Annotated in this window: 15 protein-coding genes; 4 read left to right on the top strand and 11 right to left on the bottom strand. The window is 56.8% G+C overall.

The genetic code is table 11. From position 1 onward, the window contains the following. Nucleotides 1-7 precede the first annotated feature (7 nt). From L3069_RS12335 to nasR, 4 genes are all read right to left on the bottom strand, one after another. Complete coding sequence (locus L3069_RS12335) at nucleotides 8-796, bottom strand: ABC transporter ATP-binding protein (protein WP_038416185.1); 789 nt, start codon at nucleotides 794-796, stop codon at nucleotides 8-10. A 9-nt stretch (nucleotides 797-805) separates the two neighbouring features. Then, entirely contained in the window at nucleotides 806-1,684 is an 879-nt protein-coding gene (ntrB, locus tag L3069_RS12340) for a nitrate ABC transporter permease (RefSeq protein ID WP_038416186.1), read from the bottom strand. 2 nt (nucleotides 1,685-1,686) lie between these two features. Beyond that, complete coding sequence (locus L3069_RS12345; protein WP_100167864.1) at nucleotides 1,687-2,934, bottom strand: CmpA/NrtA family ABC transporter substrate-binding protein; 1,248 nt, start codon at nucleotides 2,932-2,934, stop codon at nucleotides 1,687-1,689. A 227-nt stretch (nucleotides 2,935-3,161) separates the two neighbouring features. Beyond that, entirely contained in the window at nucleotides 3,162-4,334 is a 1,173-nt protein-coding gene (gene nasR, locus L3069_RS12350; RefSeq protein WP_023300287.1) for a nitrate regulatory protein NasR, read from the bottom strand. Nucleotides 4,335-4,407: 73 nt separating this feature from the next. Here nasR and L3069_RS12355 point away from each other — a divergent pair, with 73 nt between their 5' ends. From L3069_RS12355 to L3069_RS12365, 3 genes are all read left to right on the top strand, one after another. After that, nucleotides 4,408-4,761, top strand: coding sequence for a DsrE/DsrF/TusD sulfur relay family protein (locus L3069_RS12355; RefSeq protein ID WP_023300288.1), 354 nt, complete (start codon nucleotides 4,408-4,410; stop codon nucleotides 4,759-4,761). Nucleotides 4,762-4,867: 106 nt separating this feature from the next. Beyond that, nucleotides 4,868-6,652 carry a methyl-accepting chemotaxis protein gene (locus tag L3069_RS12360; protein WP_023306429.1) on the top strand — a complete coding sequence of 595 codons (1,785 nt, stop codon included), beginning with the start codon at nucleotides 4,868-4,870 and terminating at the stop codon, nucleotides 6,650-6,652. A 194-nt stretch (nucleotides 6,653-6,846) separates the two neighbouring features. Continuing rightward, the gene (locus L3069_RS12365; protein WP_015570352.1) at nucleotides 6,847-7,086 is read left to right on the top strand and encodes a hypothetical protein; all 240 of its coding nucleotides are present in this window, start codon (nucleotides 6,847-6,849) and stop codon (nucleotides 7,084-7,086) included. Between the two features lie 30 nt (nucleotides 7,087-7,116). On the opposite strand, the gene L3069_RS12370 is transcribed toward L3069_RS12365, so the two are convergent. Next, nucleotides 7,117-7,812, bottom strand: coding sequence for a gamma-glutamylcyclotransferase (locus L3069_RS12370; RefSeq protein WP_017384255.1), 696 nt, complete (start codon nucleotides 7,810-7,812; stop codon nucleotides 7,117-7,119). A 177-nt stretch (nucleotides 7,813-7,989) separates the two neighbouring features. After that, entirely contained in the window at nucleotides 7,990-8,220 is a 231-nt protein-coding gene (gene chaB / locus L3069_RS12375) for a putative cation transport regulator ChaB (RefSeq protein ID WP_003856674.1), read from the bottom strand. 268 nt (nucleotides 8,221-8,488) lie between these two features. Here chaB and chaA point away from each other — a divergent pair, with 268 nt between their 5' ends. Then, a complete protein-coding gene (chaA, locus tag L3069_RS12380) occupies nucleotides 8,489-9,589 on the top strand; it encodes a sodium-potassium/proton antiporter ChaA (RefSeq protein ID WP_003856672.1) in 1,101 nt (366 codons plus the stop codon). A gap of 105 nt (nucleotides 9,590-9,694) precedes the next feature. Here chaA and kdsA read toward each other — a convergent pair whose 3' ends face one another. From kdsA to prfA, 5 genes are read right to left on the bottom strand one after another with little or no spacing between them, the layout of a single operon-like run. Further along, complete coding sequence (kdsA, locus tag L3069_RS12385; protein WP_022648375.1) at nucleotides 9,695-10,549, bottom strand: 3-deoxy-8-phosphooctulonate synthase; 855 nt, start codon at nucleotides 10,547-10,549, stop codon at nucleotides 9,695-9,697. A 36-nt stretch (nucleotides 10,550-10,585) separates the two neighbouring features. Next, nucleotides 10,586-11,395 carry an invasion regulator SirB1 gene (sirB1, locus tag L3069_RS12390; protein ID WP_022648376.1) on the bottom strand — a complete coding sequence of 270 codons (810 nt, stop codon included), beginning with the start codon at nucleotides 11,393-11,395 and terminating at the stop codon, nucleotides 10,586-10,588. Between the two features lie 3 nt (nucleotides 11,396-11,398). Continuing rightward, complete coding sequence (sirB2, locus tag L3069_RS12395) at nucleotides 11,399-11,791, bottom strand: invasion regulator SirB2 (protein ID WP_038416187.1); 393 nt, start codon at nucleotides 11,789-11,791, stop codon at nucleotides 11,399-11,401. Next, nucleotides 11,788-12,618 (bottom strand): peptide chain release factor N(5)-glutamine methyltransferase, encoded by an 831-nt coding sequence (gene prmC, locus L3069_RS12400; RefSeq protein WP_038416188.1) that lies wholly within the window; start codon nucleotides 12,616-12,618, stop codon nucleotides 11,788-11,790. The genes sirB2 and prmC overlap by 4 nt, the downstream gene beginning before the upstream one ends. Next, a complete protein-coding gene (gene prfA, locus L3069_RS12405) occupies nucleotides 12,618-13,700 on the bottom strand; it encodes a peptide chain release factor 1 (protein ID WP_003856667.1) in 1,083 nt (360 codons plus the stop codon). The genes prmC and prfA overlap by 1 nt, the downstream gene beginning before the upstream one ends. Nucleotides 13,701-13,735 lie beyond the last annotated feature (35 nt).

Below are 13,735 nucleotides of genomic sequence, written 5' to 3' on the forward strand. Positions count from 1 at the left end.
CCCCTCATTACGCCGCTTTCGGCTGTTTTTCGTAGAGGAAATGGAGGATCTGCTGGCGCATGTGGTGATAGCGGCTATCGTCCGCCAGCTGCACCCGGTTGCGCGGGCGCGGCAGATCGACGCGCAGGATCTCACCCACGGTGGCCGCCGGGCCGTTGGTCATCATCAGTACGCGCTCAGAGAGCAGTACCGCCTCGTCCACGTCGTGAGTGATGAGCACGATGGTGGTGTTCAGCGCCTGCTGGATCTGCATCACCGAGTCCTGAAGATGGGCACGCGTCAGCGCATCGAGCGCGCCAAACGGCTCATCCATCAGCAGCACTTTCGGCTTCATTGCCAGCGCCCGGGCAATACCGACGCGCTGCTTCATACCGCCGGAGATCTCCCCGGGGCGCTTATTCAGCGCGTGGCCCATCTGCACCCGGTCGAGATTGTGCTCAATCCACTCTTTGCGCTCGGCCTTACTCATGGTGCGACAGAAGACCTGATCCACCGCCAGCGCCACGTTGTCGAAGCAGGTTAACCACGGCAGCAGCGAATGATTCTGAAACACTACCGCACGCTCAGGCCCCGGCCCGGCGATTTCGCGGTTGTCGCAAATCAGCCCACCTTCCGTCGGCAGCGTGATCCCGGCGATCAGGTTTAACAGGGTCGACTTGCCGCAGCCGGAGTGACCAATCAGACTGACGGTTTCGCCCTCGTGGATATCAAAAGAGACGTTTTGCAGCGCCAGAAACTCGCCGCTGGCGGTGGAAAAACGCTGGCTCACGGCCTGGACCTGAATTAAAGGTTTCATCTTCACTCCTTATTTTTCCTGCCAGCTAAAGCGACGGGCGATCAGCATCAGCCCCTGCTCCAGCAGCAACCCGACCACGCCAATGATGACGATGGCGATGAGAATGTTTTCGACGTTGAGGTTGTTCCACTCATTCCAGATCCAGAAGCCAATGCCTAAACCTCCGGTGAGCATCTCGGCGGCGACAATCACCAGCCAGGCAATGCCAATGGAGAGACGTATCCCGGTCAACACCGCAGGCAGCACGGCGGGGAAAAGAATGCGGCGCATGATGGTCCACTCTGAGAGTTGCAGCACCCGGGCCACGTTGAGGTAGTCCTGCGGAATACGGCGCACCCCTTCGGCGGTGTTAATGACCATCGGCCAGATGGAGCAGATGAAAATGGTCCAGCTCGACGCGGGCTCCGCTTTCTGGAACAGCAGCAGGCCGATAGGCAGCCAGGCCAGCGGGCTGACCGGACGCAGGAGCGCGATCAGCGGGTTGAACATGCGGGAGAAAAAGGTGAAGCGCCCAATCAAAAAGCCCAGCGGAATGCCCGCCAGCGCCGCCAGACCGAAGCCGATGGCGACGCGCTGCAACGACGCCAGCACGTTCCAGCCAATGCCCATATCGTTTGGCCCGTCGCGATAAAACGGATCGGCAAACAGGGTCATGGCCGAATCGAGCGTGCTGAGCGGCGTCGGGAAACCTTTACTGTTTATCGCCGCCAGCTGCCAGAGCATCACCAGCAGACCGAGACCGAGCAGCGCCGGGATGACGCGCTGTAAAAACTCATTCATCCGACGCGTAAACGCTGGCGCACGACGGCGAACCTGTAGCGGAGGCAGGACAATCACTTCCCCGCTCTCTGACTTCTCTTGTGGTTGCGTATTTTGCAGATGCTGCATACTCAGGCCCCTTTACGGTGAATGGCGAAGCGGTTGGCGTACCCTTCCGGATCGGTGCCGTTCCAGACGGTACCGTCCATCAGGGTACTGCTGCGATACGGTGATGACGGTGTGGACATGCCGCCCACGGCGGTCGCGGCATCCTGCCAGACCGCGGTCTGGTTAATGCGCTGTGCGATGCCCGCATAATCCGGCGCGGCGTTGAGCAAACCCCAGCGTCGGAACTGGGTTAAGAACCACATGCCGTCGGAGAGATACGGGTAGCTCACGGCACCCTCATTGAAGAAACGGATCGGGTGCGCATCCTGCCAGCGCTGACCGAGCCCGTTGTCGTATTCGCCGAGCATGCGTCCGGTGAGGTACTGTTCCTTGCAGTTGAGCCATGCGCGGCGCGAGAGGATCTGCGCGGTTTCACGTTTGTTTTCCGCTGACGCCTCGATCCAGCGCGCGGCTTCCATCACGGCGCTCACCAGCGCCCGTGCGGTGTGCGGATTTTTCACCACCCAGTCGCGTCGGGTGCCGAGGATCTTTTCCGGGTGATCGGCCCAGATGGACTGTGACGTGGCGGCGGTAAACCCGATGCGGTCGTTAATCGCCCGCGCGTTCCACGGCTCGCCGACGCAGAACCCGACCATGTTGCCGATGCGCATGTTCATCACCATCTGTGGCGGCGGGACCACCACAGTGCGCACGTCGTCAAACGGGTTAATGCCCGCACTGGCCAGCCAGTAGTAGAGCCACATAGCGTGTGTCCCCGTCGGGAAGGTATGCGCGAAGGTGTAGGTTCCCGGTGCCTGCTGTGTAATCAGCTTTTTCAGCCCGTCGAGATCACGAACGCCCTTCTCCGCCAGATCGCTGGAGAGCGTAATGGCCTGACCGTTCTGGTTGAGAGTCATCAGGTTCGCCATCTGCTGCGGCTTGCCCGCGATACCCAGCTCCAGTCCGTACAGCAGGCCGTAAAGAATGTGTGCGGCGTCCAGCTCCCCTGCCACCAGCTTGTCGCGCACCGCCGCCCAGCTCGCCTCTTTAGTAGGTACAATGGTAATGCCGTGTTTTTTATCGAACCCTTTCAGGGCCGCGATAACCACTGGCGCGCAATCGGTCAGGGGGATAAACCCGATACGCACGGTATCCTGCTCCGGCTTATCTGACCCCGCCGCCCATGCGGCCTGCATGACACCCGGCAACAGCATCGCACCACTCGCCATCATGCTGGCCTGCAATAACCGCCGTCTCGACAAATCCGCCATAATTGCTCCTGAAAAAAGGCAAAAAAAAGCGCCCGACGGTGCTGAAGCACCGCTGGACGCCTTTATCCCGAAGACGTATGCACCGCCGTTGGCGCATCGTCAAAAATAGTTAATCTGTTAATGCAAAGGTGATGCCAGCTTTTTAACCCCGGCGTTACGGGGTTTCTGCAAGGAGAGCGCTGTTTTACGCACCTCAATCAGGCATAAAATGCCCACTGACTGTGCAACTACTCCCCAGGGGGTATCTTCCACAGATTTTTCACCGTAAGGAGCGCACGGGCGATATCCACCATGCGTTGGTTTTTATCCATCGCCATTTTGCGCAGGGCTGTCCACGCCTGCTCCTCGCTCATGTTCTGATGCGTCATTAGCACGCTTTTGGCTTTGTCGATGGTCTTGCGCTCCTCCAGCGTGTCGCGCAGGGAAGCAAGCTGACGGGAGAGTTGCTCAATTTCACGCGCCTGCTGGCGCACCAGCGGCAGCAGTGGTCTATCCGGAAATCGCGCCAGGATATCGTCGTACTCATCGTCTACGTGCAGGTTTTCGCTATAACGACGCTCCTCAACTGCCGTCATCAGATCGGCAATGGCTACCTCCTCCAGCGTACGCAGATGCTCAAGACGCGCGGTTTGCAGGGCAAACCATTTGAGGGCGGTATCGCCATTATCTGCCGGAGGCTGGCGGGTGCACGCTTCACGCCTGAGTTTTTCAGTCTCCAGACCCGGCTGACAGTTGAGGGTAAACGTCTCCTGCACGTCTGGAGTGCAATGGGAGATAAAAACCTCAAAGCAGGCCTGCTGGCCATCAATGCGATCCACCAGCCGCTGGCGAGTTTCATCGTCAAAGAATCCCTGGGTGAAACCAATAGCCCCTAACGCCCGCTCTTGTCCCACAAGTTCTTTGCCCTGCATCAGGCTGTAAAGGGCCACAAATCGGCCCGCGATGTGCGGATCGTCAATGCTGTCGCTGAGTTGAGGTACGATATTGAGCAGATGCCGCAGTATGCGGCTGTAGTGTTCCATCGCCTGCGGCGCGGTGACGCGTTGACCTGTAACGCCATCACGCAGCACCATCAGCGTTTCAAGGCCGTGCAGTGCACTGGCGATACGTTCGCAGAGGGCGCTGCCCGGCAGCGGTTCGCTAAACAGGAGGTGCAATGCCGCAAGGTTTTCATCCACCAAAGCCCTGCTGGCCTTGCATTCAGGCCCGTACAATTTACCCTGCGAGCAGAGCCAGACATTTGACGCACCGCGTTCGCACTGTAGCATATGCACCAGTCGACTGATGCCGTTCACCAGTGCGCCCAGCTGCGCTAATCTGCCGAGCTGTTCCTCCCGCAGCATTCTTGCACGCTGGAACCATTCGGTCGCGCCAGGCGAACTGCCAGCCACTATTGTCATCGTTTCTCTCTCCGATACATATTCTTCGGTATGAGAAGCAATATTCGTGCCTTTTCAAAGAACAGGAGTCAACATGCAGAAGATTGTGATCGTCGCCAACGGTGCGGCCTACGGCAGTGAATCCCTTTTTAACAGTCTGCGCCTGGCAATCGCGCTGCGCGATAAGGAGAGTGAGCTGGAGCTGCGCCTCTTTTTGATGTCCGATGCCGTCACGGCCGCGCTGAAGGGGCAGAAACCCGCTGAGGGCTACAACATACAACACATGCTGGAGATCCTGACCGCGCAAAACGTTCCGGTCAAGCTGTGCAAAACCTGTACCGACGGTCGCGGCATTACCGGGCTGCCCCTGATTGATGGCGTGGAAATTGGCACGCTGGTTGAACTGGCTGAATGGACTCTTACCGCTGATAAAGTATTAACTTTTTAATAATAAATCGCTAAAAATATTATTTTCTTATGGACGCGGTTTCAGCATCAAGTTTACCTGCGCCATTGCCGATAGGCATGGAAACAACACAGCAGGTATTACACTTATGTTCAGATCCATTCGCGCCCGCATCATTGCGGCGACGACAGGCTGTATGGTCGTCGCCCTTCTTCTTAATACCATTATCAACTTTCAGGTCACGCGCCAGGATAATCAGCAGTCGCAGCGCGATATACTGACCAGCACCAGCGCCAGCCACAATATGGCGATTGCCGACTGGGTCAAAAGCAAAATGACGGTGATTGCCTCCGCGCAGAGTATCGCGCTGGCTGACGATCCGGTTCCGGTATTTAAGCAATTAGCCCAGGCGGGCGGCTTCACCAACGTCTACGCAGGCTACGCCAGCAAGACGGCGAAATTCTCCGATCCTGCGGGGGTCCCGGCGGATTATGACCCAACCATTCGTCCCTGGTATCAGCAGGTGGTGAGCACGGACGGCCCGGTTGTGACGGCGCCCTACGTTGATGCCGGGACCGGGAAGCTGGTGGTGACGTTTGCCGTACCGGTGAAGGAGAATGGTACTCTGAAAGCAGTGGTAGCGGGCGATGTCGCCATGGATAGCGTGGTGGCGAACGTGCGCGGGATCCACCCAACGCCTGCCAGCAGCGGGTTGCTCCTGAACAGCGACGGCACGGTTATTGCCGCCAACGAGCCGACCCTGACGCTGAAGCCGTTTACCGGGACGATCAAAGGCATCGACCTTGCGGCGCTGAAGAGCGGTAATCCGGTCGACGGGACGCTGAATGATGAGGAAAAAACCTTTATCGCCTCAGCCGTGCCGGGCACGAACTGGCTGCTGGTCGTCGCCCTCGACAGCAGCGACGCCACCTCCGGCATGCGTTCCTTGCTGAAAGCGTCGGCAATCTCGCTGGTGATTCTGGCGCTTCTTAGCGGCGCCATTGTCCACCTCCTGATAGCCCGCCTGCTTAAGCGCCTGTCCGACATTCGCGACGCGATGCACAGCATTGCCAACGGCACCAACGATCTGTCCCAGCGTCTGCCGGATAGCGGCGATGACGAAGTGGCGCAAATTGCGCAGGCGTTTAACGCCTTCAGCAATAAGCTCTCGGTGGTGATGGTCCAGCTTCGCGACGCCAGCGCCTCAGTGAAAAACGCCGCGCAGGAGATTGCGGCAGGCAATCAGGATCTCTCCGGACGAACCGAGCAGGCCGCGTCCAGCCTGCGTGAGACCGCCAGCGCCGTGGAAGAGATAACCGCCTCCGTTACCCAGTCGAATGAATCGGCCGAAGAAGCCAACGACCAGGCCAGTAAGGCCTCTGCGGCCGCAGCGCGCGGCGGCGAAGTAGTCTCGCAGGCAATCAGCACCATGCAGTCCATCGAAGTGGCTTCTGCAAAGATTGGCGATATCACCAGCGTGATTGACGGCATCGCCTTCCAGACCAACATTCTGGCGCTTAACGCCTCCGTCGAAGCGGCTCGTGCCGGTGAGCAGGGCCGTGGGTTCGCGGTCGTTGCGGGGGAAGTGCGTAATCTGGCCAGCCGCAGCGCTCAGGCGGCGAAAGAGATAAAATCCCTTATTGACTCCACTACCGAAAGCGTTGCAACCGGCTCCCGGTTTGTGCACCTTGCGGGCGACAGCATGGATGAGATCCGCGCCAGCGTCGGGAGCGTGTCTGGCATTATGCGTGAAATATCTATTGCCACCCGCGAGCAGATGAAAGGCATCCATGAAATTAACCACGCGGTGACTCACCTGGATCGCATGGTGCAGCAGAACGCTGAACTCGTTGTACAGTCTGCTGCTGCGGCCAGCGCGCTGCAAAGCCAGGCGGGCGACCTTGCTGAGACCGCTGGCCATTTCCGCATATAATTTTTCCCGGACGCGCGTTAAGCAGGGAAAACGCGCGTCGGCTGAAAGTTTCAGAAATTTTGTCATTTTTGTTTAATCGTTGCGCCATTTTTTGATCGAAATCAGCATCACCCACCTTCCCCTTTGGTGTTATGCAATGAGTAAATTATGAACAACATCACGCTCGGGATGGGCAAAACGACGGGGTATAAAAAATGGCACGAGTTAAAACGAGTCTGAAACTGTTTGGCGGGGATACGGTAGTGGTGCGTTGCTCAGAACGTTGCCGCATCCATCTGATGAGTACAAAAGGGCAAAAGCAATCGCAGGCAGATATCCTTACCGTCCAGGATGATAAGGCCTGGCTGACGGTGCCTTACACCGGCACCTGGGATGTGCTGATCGACAGCCACAGCCAGTCGCTCGAACATTCCGTAAGTTACGTGGCAGCATAACCATAAACGCCCGGCCAGCCGGGCGTATTATCAGGCAAAACCCGGGCGCAGCGTATTGCTGAGCGGGTTCCCTTCCAGCAGCGCTTTAACCTTCACCACCAGCTCACTCAGACAGTCGTCCTGCATACCGAGACGCGTCAGCTCCTGATCGAGCGAGAAAAGGTACTGGGCGTTAGTGCCCAGCGGTCCACTGGCGGCGGCAATCAGCGGGGCAATCACCTGGGTTCGGGTGTCGGCTTCATACAGCGGGTGGCGCGGATCCATAATGAACACCAGCGCGTTGACGGTGCGACCGTCGTCCAGTTCCAGCTTGCACCAGCTGGGCATATAGCAGCCGGTGATCATCTCGCGCTTCCACAGCAGTGTCAGCTCATCTTCCAGCGTGGTATCCGGCAGCCGGTATGCCACGCCCGTGGTGCGCCCGCCCTCTTTTAGTGCAAGCATACGTCCAGGCTGACAGGCGCTGCCGCGTCCGGCGGTCAGGCGCAAACAGAAGGCGCGGTGCCAGCCAGGCAGCGTTCCGGTTGCCGATTCAACAAACTCGAGCGCCGGGTTCCACATCAGAGAGCCGTAACCAAAAATCCAGACCGGGCCATCATCCGGGCGGCAGGCCAGCGTTGCCGCAAGCGACGCCGCACGTTGTTCAGCCGACCACAGAAGCGATTCCTCAATAGCACCAAATGCCGTCTTACAATCTGCCTTCATCAAGAAATCACGCGTTAACACATTCCACCTCCGCCACTGCATGCTTCCTTGCGACATCTTTAATGCGCCTTCCCGGCATTCTGTGCTGTTCATTTTAACAGCAGTTGAGAAACGATAAGCAATTCGCGGGCCAGATGCAATACAGCGGCAGTTCAACCGCCTGAAATGTCAAAATGGAGGCAGCGTATTATTCGGCAGCTATTTCTTTTTGTGCCATTTGTCATCATCTCCTTTCTCATAGTCATTTTTTACGGCGGCCCAGGCCACTTTATGCGCCGTCTCTTCACGGCTGGCATCGTCCCGGCGATCTTCTTTATCTTTGTACTGATCCCAGGCGCTGTTAAAGGCTTCTTTGTAGATATCCTGAGCGTGGGCAGGCAGTACGTTTTGCACGTTATCCGGTAATTCGCTTTTCGATTTGTATGGCATCGTTAACCTCTCTTTTGGCTAAAAGATAAGTGTGGACGACGATACCCCAGGGTGCCAGCCGACAGCGAGAAATGAACTAATTAAGAGCGCAAGGCGTTGTTATTAAATTAATATTTTGTGTAAATAAGGTATTATAAGCTTCAGGAAGAAAATTCCCATTAAAGGGTAAAATTAAGTAAAAAATACAGGGTATTTAACCGTTTTCTGTTAATTTAACACCCTCAAAATCTATCTATAATTACAAGCACCTGCACTGTTGGAGAAACACATGACAGCAACACACGAGGCGGTAAAGACCCGCCACAAGGAGACCTCTCTCATTTTCCCGGTTCTGGCACTGGCTGTGCTGCTCTTCTGGGGAAGCAGTCAGTCATTGCCAGTGGTTGTGGGGATCAATATTCTGGCTCTGGTGGGTATTTTAACCAGTGCATTTAGCGTGGTACGCCATGCGGATGTTTTAGCCCACCGTCTTGGAGAGCCGTATGGGTCATTAATTTTAAGCCTTTCGGTTGTGATTCTTGAGGTCAGTCTAATTTCCGCATTAATGGCCACCGGCGACGCCGCACCAACGTTAATGCGCGATACGCTCTACTCCATCATTATGATTGTTACCGGCGGCCTGGTCGGTTTTTCGCTTTTATTAGGTGGCCGCAAATTTGCCACCCAGTACATGAACCTTTTTGGCATTAAACAGTATCTGATCGCCCTATTCCCGCTGGCGATTATCGTGCTGGTATTCCCGATGGCATTGCCGGGCGCAAACTTCACCACCGGCCAGGCGCTGCTGGTGGCGCTGATTTCCGCGGCAATGTACGGCGTGTTCTTGCTGATCCAGACCAAAACGCACCAGAGCCTGTTTGTTTACGAGCATGAAGACGACGGCGACGATGATGACCCGCATCACGGTAAGCCGTCGGCCCACAGCAGCGCGTGGCACACGGTTTGGCTGATCGTGCATCTGATTGCGGTAATTGCGGTCACCAAGATGAATGCGAACCCGCTGGAGGCGCTGTTAACTGAACTGAACGCGCCGGTCGCCTTTACCGGTTTCCTGGTAGCCCTGTTGATCCTGTCGCCAGAAGGCCTGGGAGCGCTGAAAGCGGTGCTCAATAATCAGGTGCAGCGTGCGATGAATCTGTTCTTTGGCTCCGTTCTGGCGACCATCTCCCTTACCGTTCCGGTGGTAACGCTTATTGCCTTTATGACGGGGAATGAATTGCAGTTTGCGCTGGGTGCCCCAGAGATGATTGTGATGGTAGCTTCATTGCTGCTGTGTCAGATTTCCTTCTCAACCGGTCGCACCAATGTGCTGAACGGCGCGGCGCATATGGCGCTGTTTATTGCGTATCTGATGACGATATTTGCGTAATTTTTTTGCCGGGTGCGCTGCGCTTACCCGGCCTACGAAACCCGTAGGCCCGCGCAAGCGTAGCGCCGCCGGGCAAAGAAAAACCCGCCGAAGCGGGTTTTTTTATTAGTTGCTGGTATCCAGCTCGTCGAAGCTCTTCACCAGATCGTCAATCGCTTTAATCTGTTTCAGGAATGGCTCCAGCTTATCCAGCGGCAGCGCAGATGGACCGTCGCATTTTGCGTTAACCGGATCCGGGTGCGCTTCAATGAACAGACCCGCCAGGCCGGTTGCCATACCGGCGCGCGCCAGTTCGGTCACCTGCGCACGACGCCCGCCAGACGCGGCGCCAAACGGGTCGCGACATTGCAGGGAGTGGGTCACGTCGAAAATCACCGGAGACTGGTTAGAGACGTTCTTCATTACGCTGAAGCCCAGCATATCCACAACCAGGTTGTCATAACCGAAGTTTGAACCACGGTCGCACAGGATCACCTGGTCGTTACCACCTTCGATAAACTTATCGACGATGTTACCCATCTGGCCAGGGCTCACGAACTGCGGTTTTTTCACGTTAATCACGGCACCGGTTTTCGCCATCGCTTCTACCAGGTCAGTCTGGCGCGCCAGGAACGCCGGAAGCTGAATCACGTCTACCACATCAGCCACGGGCTGTGCCTGAGACGCTTCGTGCACGTCGGTGATCACTTTCACGCCAAACGTCTGTTTCAGCTCCTGGAAAATCTTCATCCCCTCTTCCAGGCCCGGGCCACGGTAGGAGTGAATGGAGGAGCGGTTGGCTTTGTCAAAAGAGGCTTTAAACACGTACGGGATGCCCAGCTTTTGGGTCACGGTCACGTAGTGTTCGCAGATGCGCATAGCGAGATCGCGGGATTCCAGAACGTTCATACCGCCAAACAGCACGAACGGCAGGTCGTTTGCCACGTTGATATCACCAATGCTAACCACTTTTTGTTTCATAGGATCGCCTTATTCAGGTGTGAATCGGAATTAAGATTAATGCAGTGTAATGTGTTTATGCGCGATCGCGTTGATCTGCGCGCGAATCATTTCGCTGATCGGGTCTTCCGGACATTGCTCTACGAAGTAATTCAAATCATTCAGCGCCACGTGTTCGCAGTCGAGCTGCGCATAAATCAGGCCGCGGTCGCGGATTTCGTACGGATCTTCCGGATTGAACTGCAACAGCACTTCGCTTGCGCGCAGGGCCAGCTCCATCTGACGCTCTTCCATCAGCGCAGACTTCAGCGTATCCAACAGCTTGCGGATCACTTCGGCGTTATCGGCTTCATCGAGATCTTCATTGAACAGCTCCGCTATCGGGCTGATGTTGCCTTTCAGCCAGACGTCCAGCGTATGCTCATCCAGCGTGTCGCCGTTAAACGGATTGATTAACCACATCTCACCGTCCAGCCACTCCGCCCGCAAAATCATCTGCGTCGGGAAAATGACCGGCACCAGTGGAATATCCAGTCGGTGCGCAACCCACAGTAAAATGGCGCCCAACGCGACGGCGCTACCCTGTCGATTTTTCAGCACCTGGTCCAGCCACAGTGCGTCAGACAGGCGATACACGCCTCGCGTGTCGCAGAAACCCCATTCGCCGTAGAAAAGCTCAATCAGCTTCTCTAATTGCCAGTCTTGCGGACGTGCCTGATTGATCTCTTCGCGCGCCAGGCTGACCAGATTTTCCAGTTCAGCGTAAACGTACTGTGATGTGAAATCGTCGCGGATCATCTCTGAAATCAGGATCATACCATCGCATAGCGGCACTTTGTTAAATTCGAAATCGGCTAAGGACCTCATGACTTACCCCAGTAACGGTATTCTTGTGGTGGCGAGTTTAATGATGATGTACAGCACCACCAGACCCAGCAGAAAGGCGATAAACCCTTTCTGCTGGCTGCGCGGACGATGACGCCCAAGCGCGATAAAACCCAAAACGATGTAGATGATAACGCCAAACAGCTTTTCAGTCAGCCATAGGCCTTTATCAGTAAATGGCAGATAGCCGGTCTTCCACATTAACCCGGCTCCGGAAAGGAACAGCACTGTGTCGATACCGTGTGGGGCGATACGTACCCAGCGGGCGTTAATCAGCGGATTATTGCTGTAGCGCCACCAGTAGCGGACAATGAAAAAGCCGATGGTCAGGGCAACGGAAACCAGGTGAACGGAGATCAGCAGCGTAAACAGGCTCATGACCACTGCCCCAGCGTCAGACGTTCATTGCCGCCGTAATCCCGGCAGGTTTCCACGGCGGCGTATCCGGCACGCGTAAACAGCGCTCGCACCGCCTCTCCCTGCGTCCACCCATGTTCCACCAGCAGCCAGCCACCGGGAAGCAAATGTTGCCGTGACGTTGTCACAATGTGATCGAGATCCGCAAGTCCCTGATTCGCAGCGACCAGCGCGGTCAACGGTTCGAAACGCACGTCGCCCTGCGCGAGATGCGGATCGTCTTCGTCGATGTAGGGCGGATTGCTGACAATCATTTCGAACATGCGGCTTTCAAGCGCGGCAAACCAGCTGCTTTGCAGAACGGAAACATTGTTCAGCCTCAGCCGTTCAACGTTGCGCCGCGCGAGGGCGACCGCATCAGGCATCACGTCTACCGCCATCACGATACAGTCCGGCCGCTCGCTGGCAAGCGCCAGCGCAATCGCGCCGGTGCCGGTACCGAGATCGAGGATCTGACACGACTGCGCCGGTAACCGCGCCAGCGCCTGCTCCACCAGACACTCGGTGTCCGGGCGCGGGATCAGCGTGGCCGCTGAGACGTACAGCGGAAGTGACCAGAACTCGCGCTCGCCAACCAGATGCGCCACCGGCTCGCCGGTTTTACGGCGGGCGAGCAGCGCCTCCAGCTGCGATAGCTGTTCAGCTGTCAGTTCGGTTTCGCCGAAAGCCAGCAGATACGTGCGGGCTTTACCCGTCACATGCTCAAGCAGAATTTCGGCGTCCCGCTTCGGGCTTTCACTTTCTGAAAGTTCACGGGCCGCCTCACGTAACCAGCGCTGAAAATCCATTAATCCTGCTCGGACAGCGCCGCCAGCTGGTCGGCCTGGTATTCCTGCACGATAGGCTCAATCAGCATATCGAGCTTGCCTTCCATTGCCTCATCCAGACGGTAGAGCGTCAGGTTGATGCGGTGGTCGGTTACGCGCCCCTGCGGGAAGTTATAGGTGCGGTTACGATCGCTACGGTCGCCGCTGCCCAGCAGGTTACGGCGGGTAGAGGCTTCCGCCTGCTGGCGTTTCGCCATTTCCGCCGCGTGGATACGGGCACCCAGCACGGATAACGCCTTAGCTTTGTTCTTGTGCTGGGATCGCTCGTCCTGACACTCAACCACAATCCCGGTGGGCAGGTGAGTAATACGGATAGCGGAGTCGGTGGTGTTAACGTGCTGACCACCCGCCCCTGAAGAGCGGAAGGTGTCGATGCGCAGATCCGCCGGGTTGATATCCGGCAGTTCCGCTTCCGGCAGCTCGGGCATGACCGCCACCGTACAGGCCGAAGTGTGAATGCGTCCCTGAGATTCTGTCGCAGGCACACGCTGCACGCGGTGACCACCGGATTCAAACTTCAGCCGACCATAAACGCCGTCGCCGCTGATTTTGGCGATAACCTCTTTGTAGCCGCCATGCTCGCCTTCGTTGGCGCTCATGATCTCTACGCGCCAGCGGCGTGATTCCGCATAACGGCTGTACATACGGAACAGATCTCCGGCGAACAGCGCCGCTTCGTCGCCGCCGGTACCGGCGCGGACTTCCACAAAAGCGTTACGCTCATCGTCCGGATCTTTTGGCAGCAGAAGGACCTGAAGCTGCTGCTCCATCTCTTCTGACCGCGCTTTAGCGTCCTGCAACTCTTCCTGGGCCATCTCGCGCATTTCAGGATCGTCGAGCATCATCTGCGCGGTTTCGATATCTTCCTGGACCTGTCGCCAGTCGGTAAAGCATTTTGAAACATCACTTAACTGCGCGTATTCACGCGACAGCGCGCGAAAACGTTCCTGGTCGGCAATGGTCCCGGCATCGCCGAGCAGCGCCTGGACTTCTTCATGGCGCTCGTGCAGAGCTTCCAGTTTAGCGACGATAGAAGGCTTCATAGGCGTAAATGCACCTTGTCTTAGAAAATGGGTAT

Origin of the sequence: Enterobacter cloacae complex sp. ECL411 (assembly GCF_021869665.1) — a bacterium.
Classification (GTDB): Bacteria; Pseudomonadota; Gammaproteobacteria; order Enterobacterales; family Enterobacteriaceae; genus Enterobacter; species Enterobacter intestinihominis.

What these genes read in the sequence shown, in the direction of transcription:
- L3069_RS12335 (WP_038416185.1), bottom strand. Translation starts at nt 796, where the DNA reads ATGAAACCTTTAATTCAGGTCCAGGCCGTGAGCCAGCGTTTTTCCACC.
- ntrB (WP_038416186.1), bottom strand. Translation starts at nt 1,684, where the DNA reads ATGCAGCATCTGCAAAATACGCAACCACAAGAGAAGTCAGAGAGCGGG.
- L3069_RS12345 (WP_100167864.1), bottom strand. Translation starts at nt 2,934, where the DNA reads ATGGCGGATTTGTCGAGACGGCGGTTATTGCAGGCCAGCATGATGGCG.
- nasR (WP_023300287.1), bottom strand. Translation starts at nt 4,334, where the DNA reads ATGACAATAGTGGCTGGCAGTTCGCCTGGCGCGACCGAATGGTTCCAG.
- L3069_RS12355 (WP_023300288.1), top strand. Translation starts at nt 4,408, where the DNA reads ATGCAGAAGATTGTGATCGTCGCCAACGGTGCGGCCTACGGCAGTGAA.
- L3069_RS12360 (WP_023306429.1), top strand. Translation starts at nt 4,868, where the DNA reads ATGTTCAGATCCATTCGCGCCCGCATCATTGCGGCGACGACAGGCTGT.
- L3069_RS12365 (WP_015570352.1), top strand. Translation starts at nt 6,847, where the DNA reads ATGGCACGAGTTAAAACGAGTCTGAAACTGTTTGGCGGGGATACGGTA.
- chaB (WP_003856674.1), bottom strand. Translation starts at nt 8,220, where the DNA reads ATGCCATACAAATCGAAAAGCGAATTACCGGATAACGTGCAAAACGTA.
- chaA (WP_003856672.1), top strand. Translation starts at nt 8,489, where the DNA reads ATGACAGCAACACACGAGGCGGTAAAGACCCGCCACAAGGAGACCTCT.
- kdsA (WP_022648375.1), bottom strand. Translation starts at nt 10,549, where the DNA reads ATGAAACAAAAAGTGGTTAGCATTGGTGATATCAACGTGGCAAACGAC.
- sirB1 (WP_022648376.1), bottom strand. Translation starts at nt 11,395, where the DNA reads ATGAGGTCCTTAGCCGATTTCGAATTTAACAAAGTGCCGCTATGCGAT.
- sirB2 (WP_038416187.1), bottom strand. Translation starts at nt 11,791, where the DNA reads ATGAGCCTGTTTACGCTGCTGATCTCCGTTCACCTGGTTTCCGTTGCC.
- prmC (WP_038416188.1), bottom strand. Translation starts at nt 12,618, where the DNA reads ATGGATTTTCAGCGCTGGTTACGTGAGGCGGCCCGTGAACTTTCAGAA.
- prfA (WP_003856667.1), bottom strand. Translation starts at nt 13,700, where the DNA reads ATGAAGCCTTCTATCGTCGCTAAACTGGAAGCTCTGCACGAGCGCCAT.